The sequence below is a fragment of the Bacteroidota bacterium genome, from assembly GCA_016714535.1.
Classification (GTDB): Bacteria; Bacteroidota; Bacteroidia; order AKYH767-A; family OLB10; genus JADKFV01.
Genome location: JADKDR010000013.1, coordinates 132,269 through 146,460 on the forward strand (window position 1 = coordinate 132,269; position 14,192 = coordinate 146,460).

General features: G+C 36.9%; 12 protein-coding genes. 7 read left to right on the top strand and 5 right to left on the bottom strand.

Features of this window, described 5'->3' with window-relative positions; translation table 11 throughout:
* The first annotated feature begins 26 nt into the window (after positions 1 to 26).
* The 5 genes from IPO27_16200 (at position 27) to IPO27_16220 (ending at position 5,975) form a co-directional block, all read left to right on the top strand.
* Positions 27 to 2,033, top strand: a complete 2,007-nt coding sequence (locus IPO27_16200) for a sensor histidine kinase (GenBank protein MBK8847980.1) — start codon at positions 27 to 29, stop codon at positions 2,031 to 2,033.
* A gap of 6 nt (positions 2,034 to 2,039) precedes the next feature.
* Complete coding sequence (locus IPO27_16205) at positions 2,040 to 2,657, top strand: response regulator transcription factor (protein MBK8847981.1); 618 nt, start codon at positions 2,040 to 2,042, stop codon at positions 2,655 to 2,657.
* Between the two features lie 200 nt (positions 2,658 to 2,857).
* Complete coding sequence (locus IPO27_16210) at positions 2,858 to 3,556, top strand: hypothetical protein (GenBank protein MBK8847982.1); 699 nt, start codon at positions 2,858 to 2,860, stop codon at positions 3,554 to 3,556.
* Positions 3,553 to 4,584, top strand: coding sequence for a cytochrome-c peroxidase (locus tag IPO27_16215; protein MBK8847983.1), 1,032 nt, complete (start codon positions 3,553 to 3,555; stop codon positions 4,582 to 4,584). Before IPO27_16210 ends, IPO27_16215 begins: the two co-directional genes overlap by 4 nt.
* Positions 4,585 to 4,601: 17 nt before the next feature.
* Entirely contained in the window at positions 4,602 to 5,975 is a 1,374-nt protein-coding gene (locus tag IPO27_16220) for a YHYH protein (GenBank protein ID MBK8847984.1), read from the top strand.
* A 175-nt stretch (positions 5,976 to 6,150) separates the two neighbouring features.
* On the opposite strand, the gene IPO27_16225 is transcribed toward IPO27_16220, so the two are convergent.
* Together IPO27_16225 and IPO27_16230 are read right to left on the bottom strand one after the other, a co-directional pair.
* Positions 6,151 to 7,887 carry a T9SS type A sorting domain-containing protein gene (locus IPO27_16225; GenBank protein ID MBK8847985.1) on the bottom strand — a complete coding sequence of 579 codons (1,737 nt, stop codon included), beginning with the start codon at positions 7,885 to 7,887 and terminating at the stop codon, positions 6,151 to 6,153.
* Positions 7,818 to 8,219, bottom strand: a complete 402-nt coding sequence (locus tag IPO27_16230) for a hypothetical protein (GenBank protein ID MBK8847986.1) — start codon at positions 8,217 to 8,219, stop codon at positions 7,818 to 7,820. Before IPO27_16230 ends, IPO27_16225 begins: the two co-directional genes overlap by 70 nt.
* 102 nt (positions 8,220 to 8,321) lie before the next feature.
* On the opposite strand from IPO27_16230, the gene IPO27_16235 reads away from it, so the two are divergent.
* On the top strand, positions 8,322 to 8,654 hold the full coding sequence (locus IPO27_16235) for a DUF4160 domain-containing protein (protein ID MBK8847987.1): 333 nt from the start codon (positions 8,322 to 8,324) through the stop codon (positions 8,652 to 8,654).
* On the top strand, positions 8,651 to 8,902 hold the full coding sequence (locus tag IPO27_16240) for a DUF2442 domain-containing protein (GenBank protein MBK8847988.1): 252 nt from the start codon (positions 8,651 to 8,653) through the stop codon (positions 8,900 to 8,902). Before IPO27_16235 ends, IPO27_16240 begins: the two co-directional genes overlap by 4 nt.
* Positions 8,903 to 9,083: 181 nt before the next feature.
* On the opposite strand, the gene IPO27_16245 is transcribed toward IPO27_16240, so the two are convergent.
* From IPO27_16245 to phaC, 3 genes are all read right to left on the bottom strand, one after another.
* Complete coding sequence (locus IPO27_16245; protein ID MBK8847989.1) at positions 9,084 to 11,996, bottom strand: leucine-rich repeat domain-containing protein; 2,913 nt, start codon at positions 11,994 to 11,996, stop codon at positions 9,084 to 9,086.
* Between the two features lie 345 nt (positions 11,997 to 12,341).
* On the bottom strand, positions 12,342 to 12,497 hold the full coding sequence (locus IPO27_16250; protein MBK8847990.1) for a hypothetical protein: 156 nt from the start codon (positions 12,495 to 12,497) through the stop codon (positions 12,342 to 12,344).
* A gap of 592 nt (positions 12,498 to 13,089) precedes the next feature.
* The gene (gene phaC / locus IPO27_16255; GenBank protein ID MBK8847991.1) at positions 13,090 to 14,145 is read right to left on the bottom strand and encodes a class III poly(R)-hydroxyalkanoic acid synthase subunit PhaC; all 1,056 of its coding nucleotides are present in this window, start codon (positions 14,143 to 14,145) and stop codon (positions 13,090 to 13,092) included.
* Between the last annotated feature and the right edge of the window lie 47 nt (positions 14,146 to 14,192).

Here is a 14,192-nt window from a genome sequence, read left to right on the forward strand (position 1 = left end):
TTGGATACGAATTACTTTTGGCGCTAATGAAAAACTTTATAAAGTATAGTTTAATTTTTTGTGCCCATTTTATTGGCGTGTTTCATGTTGTTGCACAATCTACAGAGAAGGACTCCCTTTTAACTTTTATTACTACAAACGAAAAGACAAATATCATAGAAGCATTAAATGCCCGGATTGTACTTGCAAGTATTTGTATCAAAAGCTCCGATACGGTTTTGGCGTCAAGGTTATTGCGTGAGAGTATGATTATCAGTAAAGAGAAAAATAATTATTTCTATTTAAGCAGTACGCTGATAACATGGTCTAGCTATTTTTTAAGCATTGGAAATTACGATGCTTCAGATAGTTGTGCAAATGAGGCACTCCGACACCTTCAAGAATGCAGTACAGACGATTGCTTTTATAACAAGGTGAATGCGTTGAGCAATCTATCGGTCGGTAAAGAGCAAAAGGGCTATATAGTATCTTCTATCGACCTCAAACTAAAAGCGCTTGATATTGCAGAGAAACTTACTCATGTTCAAAAAAATAAAACTCTCACATTATTATATAGCGGCCTGGCATCTTTGTTTGCCAATCAGGGACAATATAAAAAGGCAGCATATTATGATAATAAATGTGTGCAAGCACAACTTAGCTTGGGCATTAGAAATCTTAACCTAGGCGATGCATATGTTTATTTAGCTGACGATTATATGTGTGCTGGTTTCACTGATAGTGCCGCACAAATTTTACATGGTATAAAACCCCTGGTCGATTCTTTGAACATACCTAAAATGTATGCACGTTATTATGCATATAGTGCCAAGTTAAATTACTTACAAAAAAATTATTTGCAAGCAATAGACGATGGAGTTAAGGGCCGCGATTATGCATTACAATCGCGCAGCAGCAAGACCTGCATGGTTGCGCTGCTTGCAGCCGGGCGTTCTTATATTGCTTTGCAACAGCCCCAAAAGGCTATGCCATTGTTGAGTGAAGATTTGCAAATTGCACGAGCGGTACAATCGTTACGTGAGCAAAGTTTTGCTCTAAAAGAATTGGCAATTGCAAGTATGCAATTGCAAAAACCAGCTGAGGCTTATGAATATTTACTACAATTTGAAGTAATTAAAGACAGCATTCAGGCCAGGAACGAAATGATAAGGCTTAATGAAATTGAAACTCAATATCAGGCAGAAAGGAGGGCAAAGGCAATACAACTTCTCGAAACAGAAAAGTTACTACAAGCGGCTTCTTATAAGCAAAAGACAACTCGATTATATGTTTTAGTTGGATGCCTTCTTGTTGTAGTCTTAATAGGTATTTTAGTTTTTAGAAACTATAGACAAAAACAAATTATACAAACAAAAAAAATAAAGGAACTAGAACAAAAAAAACAAATGGATGCGGTAAGCAACATGATATTGGGGCAAGAAACTGAGCGCAATAGAATGGCCAAAGACCTTCATGATGGAATAGGAGGAATGCTAAGCGGAGTAAAATTAAATTTATCAGCAATGAAAGGAAACATGATTATCCATGAACAAGCTGCAAACTTGTTTACAAAATCTATCGCACAGTTGGATAGTGCGATTAGAGAAATGCGAAGAGTAGCACACAATATGATGCCCGAAGCATTATTGCAATTGGGATTGGCCGAAGCAATTCATGATTATTGCCAGGGCATTAACGAAAGTAAGTTGATAGAAATACAATTTGTGAATTTGTGTTCGAATCTATCATTGGAGAAATCGTTAGAAATAGTTCTGTATCGCATTGTGCAAGAGTTAACAAATAATGCCATTAAACATGCGGAAGCAAAAAACCTTTTTATTCAAATTTCGTGTAACGAAAATATTTTGAATCTCACAATTGAAGATGATGGCAACGGATTTGAAGTTTCTTCCTTCACTTCGTTACCGGGCAACGGTTCCGGGTTGCTCAATGTACAATCGAGAGTTGATTATGTGAAAGGGAAGATGGAAATCGTTTCAAAACCAAACAAGGGAACCAGTGTTATGATTGAAATACCTATTAATGAGAAGTAAGACACAATGATAAATATAATGGTGGTTGACGACCATGAAATGGTACTAGAAGGAATGCGAAATATGCTCGCAAGAATTAGCAATGTAAGTTTAGTGGCCACTGCATCCAATGCCATAGATGCAATTGCCGTTTTAAAATGCAATCAGGTACAGGTTGCTTTTGTGGATATTAATTTGCCCGATATTAGTGGAATAGAGCTGTGTAGGAAAATAAAAAAGGAATTTGCATCCATACATGTGATAGCACTTAGCTCGTTTGCACAGCGTAGTTATGTATCGCAAATGATAGCAAATGGTGCATCGGGGTATTTGATTAAAAGTGCAGGTAAGGAAGAAATTGAAGAGGCCATTGAAGCTGTTTTGAAAAATAAAATATACATAAGCAAGCAGATTGGTGCCGGATATTTATCCCCTGTTTCGGACGCGATACCTACACTAACCAGACGCGAGAAGGAAGTTTTACTATACATTTCGCAAGGGTTGACCAATAAGGATATAGCGGAGAAAATATTTGTAAGCCAAAGCACCGTTGATAGTCATCGTAAAAATTTGCTTGCAAAATTTAATGTGCAAAATACCGCTTCGCTTATTACTATTGCAGTAAAGTTAGGGGTGTTAACTTAATGTAACCCCAAAAGTAGTTGACTTCATTTTTAAAGAATGTTTTCAAAGTGTTTATTGAAATTTACACTAGCCAATGACTTAATACTTGGCAAAGCTTGTTTTTAGGCGTCATTAATTACATTACTTTCTTCCGTATTGTTGAATTGCTTTTTTTACTTTCGCAGAAAAATGATACACCATTTGAGCAACAAATTTGTATAATGAGAATCTCCAACTTGATTGTATTTTCTGTTATTGTCTTAACCACCTCATTTGCTTTTGCTCAAACCAAACAAGTGCAAATTAATTTTGTGCCAACTTTAGGTAAGGATAAAATACAATTAACAGAGATACCACAAGTGTTGCGCAGCAAAGACCAATTGCAAGTTGAAGTTTTAAAATATTATGTTGCAAATATTACGTTTAGGCATAAAGGGAATTTGGTTTTTGAAGAGAAAAATAGTGTACACTTAATAGATGCCAAGGCCGTAGGCGCATCAACAATCAAGGTAACAATGCTTGATACAATAAGGTATGATCAAATAAATTTCAACCTTGGTATAGATAGCATAACCAATGTAGCGGGAGCATTGGGTGGCGATTTAGATCCTACCAATGGTATGTATTGGACTTGGCAAAGTGGATACATTAATTTTAAACTCGAGGGAAAAAGTTTACTAAGCGTATATAAGAATGGCGAGTTTCAGTTGCATATTGGAGGATATTTAAAACCGGCTAATGCACTACAACCTGTAAGTTTGGATGTCAATTGCAAGCAAGTATTGAATGTTGGTTTTGATATAGGAACATTTATAAATGCGATAGACATTGCAACTCAACATCACATCATGTCTCCTTCTCCTGTGGCAGTGCAGTTGGCTCAAGCAGCAGCAAGATCTTTTAATGTAATAGCAGAATGAAATTGAATCTTTTTTTTCTGTTACTTATAGTTGCTTTTTGTTGTGCCTTTCAATTCGCTAAGGATAGTTTGTTTCAAGTGCCTCCCCATTTTCCGAAACCTGTATATAATTTTGTAAATAATGCATTAACCAAAGAGCGAATATTTTTGGGACGTGTATTGTTTTATGATCCTATTTTATCGCGCAACAATACCATATCATGTGCAAGTTGCCACTCACCATATTCTGCCTTTGCCCATGTAGATCATGCATTAAGTCATGGCATTGATGATAAGATAGGAATACGCAATGCGCCTGCATTGTTTAATCTTGCATGGCATGATAAATTTATGCGCGATGGTGCAATCAATCATTTGGATATGCAAGCACTTGCACCAATTAGCAATGCAAGCGAAATGGATGAAAACATTAGTAATGTGGTGGATAAGTTGCAAACAAGCGCATTCTACCGCTCTTTGTTTTTCGATGCTTATGGCGATTCGATGGTTACTGGCGAGCTAACCTTAAAAGCTATTTCTCAATTTATGCTCACACTTGTATCGGCTAATGCTAAGTATGATAGTGTCATGCTTGGTAAAAGTAATTTTACTAGTCAGGAAAAAAGTGGTTACGATATATTTAGAAATAATTGCAACAGTTGCCATACCGAACCTTTGTTCACAAACAACCAACTGATGCGTAATGGCTTACCCATTGATTCGTTGTTGAATGATTATGGAAGATACACGATTACAAAACTAAATGCAGATTCTTTAAAATTTAAAGTACCTAGTTTAAGAAATATTGAGTTTACATTTCCTTATATGCATGATGGACGTTTCAAAAAATTAAATGATGTAATTAATCATTATGTAACCACCGGTAGTAATAAAAATGATTTCGAGTCGGCATTAAACCATCCCATCCAATTAACATCTGACCAGAAGGTAGATTTAATTGCATTTTTACTAACTTTAAGCGATAAGCAATTTTTAATAGATAGCTCATACCATTTCCCCAGGGAAATATTAAATAAAATGAATAAATAGATAAAAAATAAATTACCATGATGAGAAAATTGAATTTATTAATTGCAATGTTTGCCATTGTAACCGTATGCAAAGCGCAGTTAAGCCCGGCCATAACAAGTTGGCTGCAAAACACTACACAAACGGGCACCTACTATATGGCAGGGAATAGTATTGCACAATCAAATGGAATTTTAGTAAACTGTCAGTTAGTTGAATACTCTGCTAATAATGTTTATATACATACTACAGGTGTGCCGGCCTATCCAACAGGCCCATTTTTAGATGGCAACCCTTCGGTTGCAAGTAATCAGAATGCAATTTTCAAATTTCCGTTAGCTCCTGTGCAAAATACAGGGCAACCAAACCCAACCACACCGGGTAATATTGGTGTATTAATTAATGGTGTAGCCATGTTTGACTATCGGGATGGCGTGGCATGGAATCCCAATTCCAGCGCACTATGTGGAGGGCCCGGTAATCCTCCCTGTCCAGGTGGAATGGGAGTAGTAATGGATTGGAACAGAGATGCTGTGCCTGCAGAGATGGATGGCTTCGATTGTTCGAAAGCGCATCCTGCCATGGGCAATTATCATCATCATCAAAATCCTTCGGCCTTCAAGTGGGATATTAATATTTTATCTACCGTATGTAATTTATATGATGCGGATGGTTTATACTCAATAAACAGTGCAATGCACTCGCCTCTTATTGGTTTTGCGTATGATGGGTTTCCAATTTATGGAGCTTATGGTTATAAAAATGCAAATGGTACAGGTGGCATAGAGCGCATACGCTCTGGTTATCAATTGCGCAATATTACTGTACGTAATATCGACCCCAATGGCAATACTGTTTCGGCCGGACCCAATGTTAGTGCCACGTATCCACTTGGTTATTTTAAAGAAGATTATGAGTTCATAGCACATCCTAATCAAGAAGAATATTTAGACACACACAATGGTAGGTTTTGTATTACTCCTGAATATCCTTTGGGCACGTACTGTTATTTTGCTACCGTAGATTCAAATTGGAATTCGGCATATCCATATTTTGTAGGCCCTACATTTTATGGGGTACATGCCAATAGAAAGGTAACTGTCGTAAACGAACTAACCACCGTTTATTCACCAACAATAGGTATTAAGGATGACGATGAAAATAAATTGATGGTACGAGTATCGCCAAATCCTTCAAGCGAATTTATTGTGATACAAGTAATAGGATTAAATCGCGAAGCATTGCAGGTAGCATTATATGATGCAAGTGGAAAATTAATTTCAACAAGTAGCATCAATGCAGGTGCAACCAATACATTTATTGATGCAAGAACAATATATGCCGGCAACTATATTGTTAAAGTAACCGGACAACGCAGTAGTGTTTCGCAACAAATTACGATTGTAAAGTAAAGTAGTGAAATGGATTCATAAATCACATCTTCACCACCCGCTTCACACCAACCAAATTCTCACAATCAAATAGTCTGAGTAAATAATTTAGCCATCGCGCACCCCCGGCCCCTGAAGGGGAGCCTTCCGCACGGTTTTGCACAAGCTTATCTTTTGAATTATCATTTTTAACTTCTTATTTCATCTTCACCGCCCGCTTTACACCAAGTAAATTATTTTCATCAAACAGCTTCAACAAATAATTTCCTGCACTCAATCCTTGCAGATTAATTTGTGTGTTGGTTGCATTTAGTTTTTGAGTTAGCAATTCCTTTCCCAGCATATCGTGCAATGCAATTATACAATTGCTACTTGCCAAATTTGTTGTGATGGTGATAAAATCATTGGTGGGATTTGGGGCTACCATGAAATAAATATTGCCCTCTAATAAATTTACTCCCAGGCAATTGTCAACCCACACACTATCCGTTGCAGCATTGCTGCAACTGTTACTATCCAAATATACGTAGTAAAAGTAATTCCAACCTGTGGCAACAGCACTTGGGTCAAAGGTGAGGCCGGTGAGGCCGTTGCCTGTGAGGGTGCCACCGAGCGGGTTTGGTGGGTTTATAGTTTGTAAGCCGGCATTTTTACAAAGTGTGTCCATCGCAAATGCATTGAATATAATTTGCGGATTAGGATTTACTATCGCCAAAATTACATCACTTCCCATGCAACCATTCGCATCGGTTACTGTAACTGTATACGTTGCACTGCTGTTTGTAAACATGGTTTGAGTGCTTGTACCGTTGTTCCACAAATAATTTGTAAAACCTGCACCGCCATCTAACACCAAACTTGCACAAGCTATGGTGTCGTTGCCAAGATTTACCACCGGTAAGGCATTTATTGTCAGATTATAAAAAGTAGTATCGCTGAATGGCGGCACCAAATTTGTCCGGATAAGTTGAGCTGTATAGTTTCCGGTGGACGTGTAAACATGCGAGGTTGTTGCCGAATACGATACATTGAGTGGCCCGGATGCGGGGTCATCAAAATTCCACTCAAATGAAACATAGTTTATGGAATCATTTGCACTAAAGTTCGTGGCATCGCCAAAGCAAAACTTTTCGATACCAATAGAACGATAAGCACTTTGGTTCAAATTAGGAAGACCATATTGACATAATTTTCCTAGTAGATATATTCCACTATCTACATAATTGCAACCAAACCCAACAATGTTTGGGTTGTTCACCACAGACAACCAATCGCTAGTATTGTGAGCGATATATATTTTGCCATTGGGTGCAAGTTGTATGCCCCCTAAAGAGAAACCCCCCATGGTTGTTGCAGGTATATCAATTCGCGAGGCGTTTATAGTAACCGAATTGCCAGAGGATAAATCCCACTGAAAAAGTTTGACAAAATTTGATGACGAGCCATATAACACATGACCATTTGGCGAAAACTCCACTCCATAAGCTCCTTCGTTAGAGCCTGTAGAATTTAACGTTATTGGATTTGTAAGTATTCCTGTCAACGAATCGAAATCAAAAACATAAAAAAAATCGGGTTCATATACAGCCATTGCAACACGATTACCCTGAGGAGAAAATTTTAAATAACCTAGACTATTTAAATTAGCAGTATTGAATACTGGGCCAACATTCGATATTACAGGAACAGGATTCAATCCGGCAGCTGTAAGCAAATAAGCTACAAATTCATTTCCGATGCTTGCATGCGATAATATCCATATATCAGTGCCATTGCCATGAGTAATTGCATTAATCCGCTCTGTGGTAGGAGTGTAGAGAATCTGATTTTTTAAAATGACACTCCCCAAACCACCATTGGAGCTCATATCAACAATATTATATTGAAATCCTGTAACATAGTTTTCTGGACCTGCAGTGAAAATATAGTACATTGTATTCGAGCCCCCGGCTTCTTCACTATACATGCCGATTGTGTGGTGGTTTCATCACCTTCAAGTCCGGTGCCATTTGCCATGGGCACATGGTTTTTATTCCATACGGTATATCCATTGGTGTAAAAAAGAATATTTCCATTGTCATCGGATATACTGCTGCAGCCTTCTAACTGGTCCATAGCGCTATTTGTAATTGCAACTGACGCACCGTCATTAAAATCGAGACCAGCCTTGTTACCAAAATACCATGTATTTGCATATTTCTGTGCATGTATTATTTGACAGGTCGACAAACAAATTATTGCGAGTAAGCGTAGGTGTTTTTTCATATTAAATCAGGTGTTGTGCATACTAAAATAAAATAACGATTTCTTTATTCCAAAAGTAATATATATTTCGATAGGTTTTCAATTTGATTTTGTTTTACATTTGTGGGAAGTTTTTTAAGTGCTATGCCAAAACTTTATGAATATCTCGGAATTGTTTTTTTGTTTTACAGCGATGAACACTTACCAGTTCATGTACACGCACAATATCAGGACTTTCAAAACAAATTAGCATTTATTTATGAAGATGGTGTTTTCGTAGGATTAAAAATTAAAAAAGTAAGAGGGTTTAAGGAGCTACCTTTAGCTCAGTTATCCGATGCGAAAATATTTTGTACAGTATATCAAAAGCAAATTTTAGAAAAGTGGAACGATTTCTTTATCTTGAAAAAGAAGATAAAATCTGAAAAAATAACAAAGAAAATAAAAGGAGTATGAAAATTATAAATATAATTGATGCCATATATAAAGAAGGTTATAAATTGCAATTAACCTTCAATGATAAGAAAGTACGGGTAGTGGATTTCGAGAAATTTTTAAAAACGAAGCCTCATCCTCAATACAATAAATACAATAAAATTAGCAACTTCAAGAAATTCAAAATTGAATGGGGTAATGTGGTATGGGGTAAGAATTGGGATTTGATTTTTCCGGTTGACCAATTATACCGTGGCAAAATCTTGTAAAAATTATTTCATTTAATAACATCCTTACTACTGAATTCAATTCTATTAAATTTCCTGTTTCAAATACTTTAGAGTAAATAATTTGCCATCGCTCACCCCTTCCCTAAAGGGCGCAGCCGCACGGTCTTGAACAGACATTTTTTTAGCACTTGCCTTTTTTAATTTGCCTTTTTGATTGCTTTTATTTTCCTATTTCACTCTCACCAATCGCTTCATCAACCCACACACTATCCGTTGCAGCATTGCTGCAACTGTTACTATCCATATATACGTAGTAAAAGTAATTCCAGCCTGTGGCAACTGCACTTGGGTCAAAAGTGAGACCGGTTAATCCATTGCCTGTAAGTGTGCCTCCAAGCGGGTTTGGCGGGTTTATGGTTTGTATGCCGGCATTTTTGCAAAGTGTGTCTATTACAAAAGCATTAAATATTATTTGTGGATTGGGATTTATGGTGGCCACAATTACATCATTCGCCTTGCATCCATTTGCATCTGTTACGGTAACAGTATACGCTGCACTGTTGGTGGCAATTATGGTTTGTGTGCTTGCGCCTGTGTTCCATAAATAATTTGTAAAACCTGTGCCGCCATCTAAAACCAAACCTGCACATGCTGTTGTATCGTTGCCAAGTGTGGGTTGCGGCAAATCGTTTACAGTTATGTTGTAGTATGTTTTCGATAAACAGTATTGCGTTTTTATTACCACTTTAATTATGTGTGTGCCAAGGCCAATATTAGAAATAGCAACCGAATCGCCATTTGCAGAAAGTACATTGTCTACATACCATTTTATATTGTTGTATGGATAATGCAATTCCATTGCAGCAAAGAGAGTATCGTTTTTACAAAGTGATGTTTTTGCAAACCAGGCATTGGCAATCAAATTATCGCAATCGGTCAATGTATCGGTTACGGTATTGGTTTGCACAGGAGGATTAAAATCAAAATAAATAAAACTTGTGTTGTTTACTGTTGTGCCAAGTGGCAAACTATCGTGCAACTTTATACTAAACTGCACATAGCCATGACTGTTGGGTTCGTCATTTGTGCTATCAGGCAAGTTGATATTTGGAAAATTGAAACGTAAATTATTTCCTATCAGTTGCACTTGCGGTTGGTGCGAATAAGCCAACAACTCAAACGTGCTTGCATCAAGCGCAGCATTAAGTGTATCCATCACATATATATGTTGTGCAGGTGCATTGCCTGTATTTTGAAATTGTATGGTGTAGGTGAGTTTACCATCGGCATTTTCTATTCTATCAATTGGATAAACCGATTGTGAATTTGGGTCATAACTATTTACAACTGTAAAGCAATGTGTGAGTGTGTTGTTTGCAGGAATGTTGTCGCCTATGGTTGGTGTTACATTTACCTCAAAACAAACTTGTTGGCCAAGTTGTGCAAGCGTATCCGTTTGCACTTGTATTTGAAAATCATTATCAAAATCAACCAAACCAAAATCTGCAATTGTGTACGTGAGGGTATCGCCATTTAAGGTTGGTGTGAGTGCGCCATTAACTGTGACTATATACGATGCCGGGCCGGTGATAATTATTTGCACCGCACCACTTGTGCCTGCGGCACAATGAAGGCCGTAATGATTGCTAATATCTCCGGCAAATATTTTTACATTAGCAAAGTTGGCAGGGCGGAAGATGCCGGAATCGCGCAACACGGTTTTTACACCTACATCAAAGCCGGGTTTACAGCCGAGAGCAAAATTATTATTTTCATTTTGCAGATTGTTACTTTCAATATACGCTGTATCGTAAAAAGTGGAAGGGCAAACCACTAAAAGTGCTAAATTAGTTGTATCAACTTCTATAGTATATAATCCTGTATCCGTATCAAAGGAATAAACTCCTTCAAAATTGGTGAAAGTGCTTTGCTCTATGAAACCATCAGAATACAAGTTCAATTTTATGTTTGAGTATTTTGGTTCGGGACCATTCGAAATGCAATTGGAATTTGTATCAGCATAAACGTTCCCACTTATATTCCAGTATGAGGGGCAACCATCAGAATTGAATATGTTGCAAAGTGGAAGTGTTGAAAGTGGTGGATTGCTATTTGTAACATTGCCATAATTGGGAATACATTGGATACCGGTATTAGTGAAATTAAAATCATAAATCGCATTTAGCTTAGGCAGGCAATACAAATTGGGGTTGTTATTGCAATATAAATAATACAACGAGTCGGGCAAAGCAGGCAGGCTTGTGAGTTGGTTGTTATCGCAATATAAATAAGTCAATGAATTTGGCAAGGTTGGCAGGCTTGTGAGTTGGTTGTTATAGCAATGTAAATCAGTCAAAGAATTTGGCAATGTTGGCAGGCTTGTTAATTGGTTGTTATAGCAATGTAAATCAGTCAAAGAATTTGGCAATGTTGGCAGGCTGGTTAATTGGTTGTTGCTGCAACCTAAATTAGTCAATGAATTTGGCAAGGTTGGCAGGCTTGTTAATTGGTTGTTATCGCAATATAAATAAGTCAATGAATTTGGCAATGTTGGCAGGCTTGTTAATTGATTGTCATAGCAATCTAAAAAAGTCAATGAATTTGGCAAGGTTGGCAGGTTTGTGAGTTGGTTGTGGCTGCAATATAAATATGTTAAAGAACTTGGCAAGGTTGGCAGACTTGTGAGTTGGTTGAAGAAGCAATCTAAATATGTCAAAGAATTTGGCAAGTTAGGCAGGCTTGTTAATTGGTTGTAAGAGCAATATAAATAAGTCAAATTATCAAAATATTGTATCCCAGTTAAATCACTTATATTTTTATTTGAAAAAATAACATTCGTAGCATTCACCACCGCCCCACAAGTAGTATCCATCATATTGCCATTCATGCAACCTGCGTAGCCGTTGTTATTTAACCATACTACAAAGTTGGTGTCGGGGATGGTTACGTATTGGGCTTGTGTTTTTTGCGTGGTGCAACATAAAAGTAAAATAAAAAGCGCAAAGCGGATGAATGATTTGGTGATGTTTTGTTGGCGTGTTAATCGCTTAATAGATTTGAAACCTACCGACACTTCGGTCGGCACAGGCTTGAAGGGGTTTGCGCGCGATAATTTTGTAAATGGTTGATTCATATTTTTTCAATTTTAAAAAGGGTAACGTTTTTTAAAGTGATGTAAATATATTTTTTTTTGGCAACAATCGTGCGAGAAAGTTTTTGGTTAAATGCCCATGGCATGGATGTTATTTTATGGCTCTAAACAAATTCGTTTTCTAATCTGTGAATCACGATTTTCCTTTTAATATTCGCATTAATAAACTAAAAACTAAAATGCACTAAACCAAAAATGCAACATGGCTAAAATCGCAAACAACTATTTCATCCTCCCAATCGTAAGATGCAATTACATACTTTTTTCTAAAATTGATACACAAGTAACCAGCCTCGCGCCATTCTTTATATATGCAGTTTCGATTTCTTATTCTTCTAGCACCAATACTTTCAAAATTATAAATACATCATCCACAAATTTCTTTGCTGTGGCAGGCAATCCTTTGTTTTCTAAAAACCACGCTACCTCTGCAATTTTCGATGCAGCTAAATCTGTTATTGTTACTTCTCTGCCTTCGCCCATTTATCAATCAATTTGTATGAATGAGCCTTACCTTATGCAAGTGTCATTTTTTTTGTTTCTGTTGGCTGCAATTTATTTTTTAGTTGCTTATATTCACTTTTCGGTATTACAACGTAATCCTTTTTATCAATTGTTATTACATTCATAAGATTCAATAGTAATAATTCAAAGATATATACATTTTTGTGAAACACAACACTCACTGTATTCATAAACGCACCCCAACATTTTATTTGTACTATCCGTGCAAGTTGCATAGTCATTGTTGTTTAACCATGCTACAAAATAGGGGTCGGGGATGGTATCATATTGGGCTTTGTTTGTATAAAGAAATATACAAGAAAACAGAAGCAGTAGTGCGTGTTATTTCATAAGACTGCATGTTAAGTAGTTCGTTAATTTATTGCTGCATTAATAATGCCATTGTAAATGTAGGGAATGGAGCTATTAATTGCAAAAATAGTTGCTTGTTCTCTGCATTGTAGCGTAATTTATATTGTCCCTAATTTGAAATACACGTCTTCATTAAGTAAAAAAGGGAGTGAATAATTCACTCCCTCCCATTTTGTAACTATAACAATATACGTTGTTATCAACCTTTTTTACTGATTACCCAACTTGCTACCTTAGGTGCAAGTTCTTTTTGCGATTTGGCACCTACAAATACCCCAATATGCCCACCCGGAAAAGCATAGAGTTCCTTGTCTTTACTGCCAATGTAGTTATTTATTACGGTGGTTGATTCGTTGGGTATAATATTGTCTTCGGTAGCGTATATGTTTAAAAAAGGCATAGTCACCTTTTTTAGATCAACCTGTCGGCCACCCAGTTCAAATTCTCCCTTTATAAGTTTGTTATCTCTAAAGAGGTCTTTAATGTATTTGCGGAACATTTCGCCAGCGAGGTCAGGACAATCTGCTTTCCATTTTTCCATACGTAAAAAGTTTAATAACTTTTCTTTATCTTCAAGCGAATCCATAATGCCAAAATATTTGTTGATGTCCATAGATGGTTTTAACATGCCAAAACCCATATTTAACATGCCTGCAGGAATGACACCAAGCGAATCGACCATGGTATCAACATCCAAATCTTTGGTCCATTTGTAAAGCATGCATTTGGTGCTGGTAAAATCAAATGGAGCAACATATACGGTAAGCGAAGCAAGTTTTTCGGGATACAAGGCTGCGTAGATGGTGCTAAATGTGCCTGCCTGGCAAATTCCCATTTTATGAATTTTCTGCATGCCGTGCTTCTCGCGTACAAAATCAACCGCATCGTTCATATATCCCAATATATAATCTTCCATAGTCAGGTAGCGATCCATTTTGGTTGGATATCCCCAATCCATAATGTAGATATCAAGACCCTCATCCAGAAGTTTTTTCATTAAGCTGCGATCTTGTTGTAAGTCGAGCACATCGTGGCGGTTCATAATAGCAAATGATACCAATACCGGGATTTTTGTTTTTGGTGCCGTGCTGCGATTATAATGATACAATTTTACCTTATCGCGCTGCCATACCAGTGTTTTAGGAGTAATGGCCACATCTACTTCTTTTATTTCCTGAAGTGTCTGATATCCCTTTGTAAGTTTCTCGCTGGTCTTTCTCATGTCTTCCATGAGGTCTGTTTCGAATAAATTCATATTTTTATTTTTTAATAATTTTTTTTCGGAGTGCAAAGGTATTATTT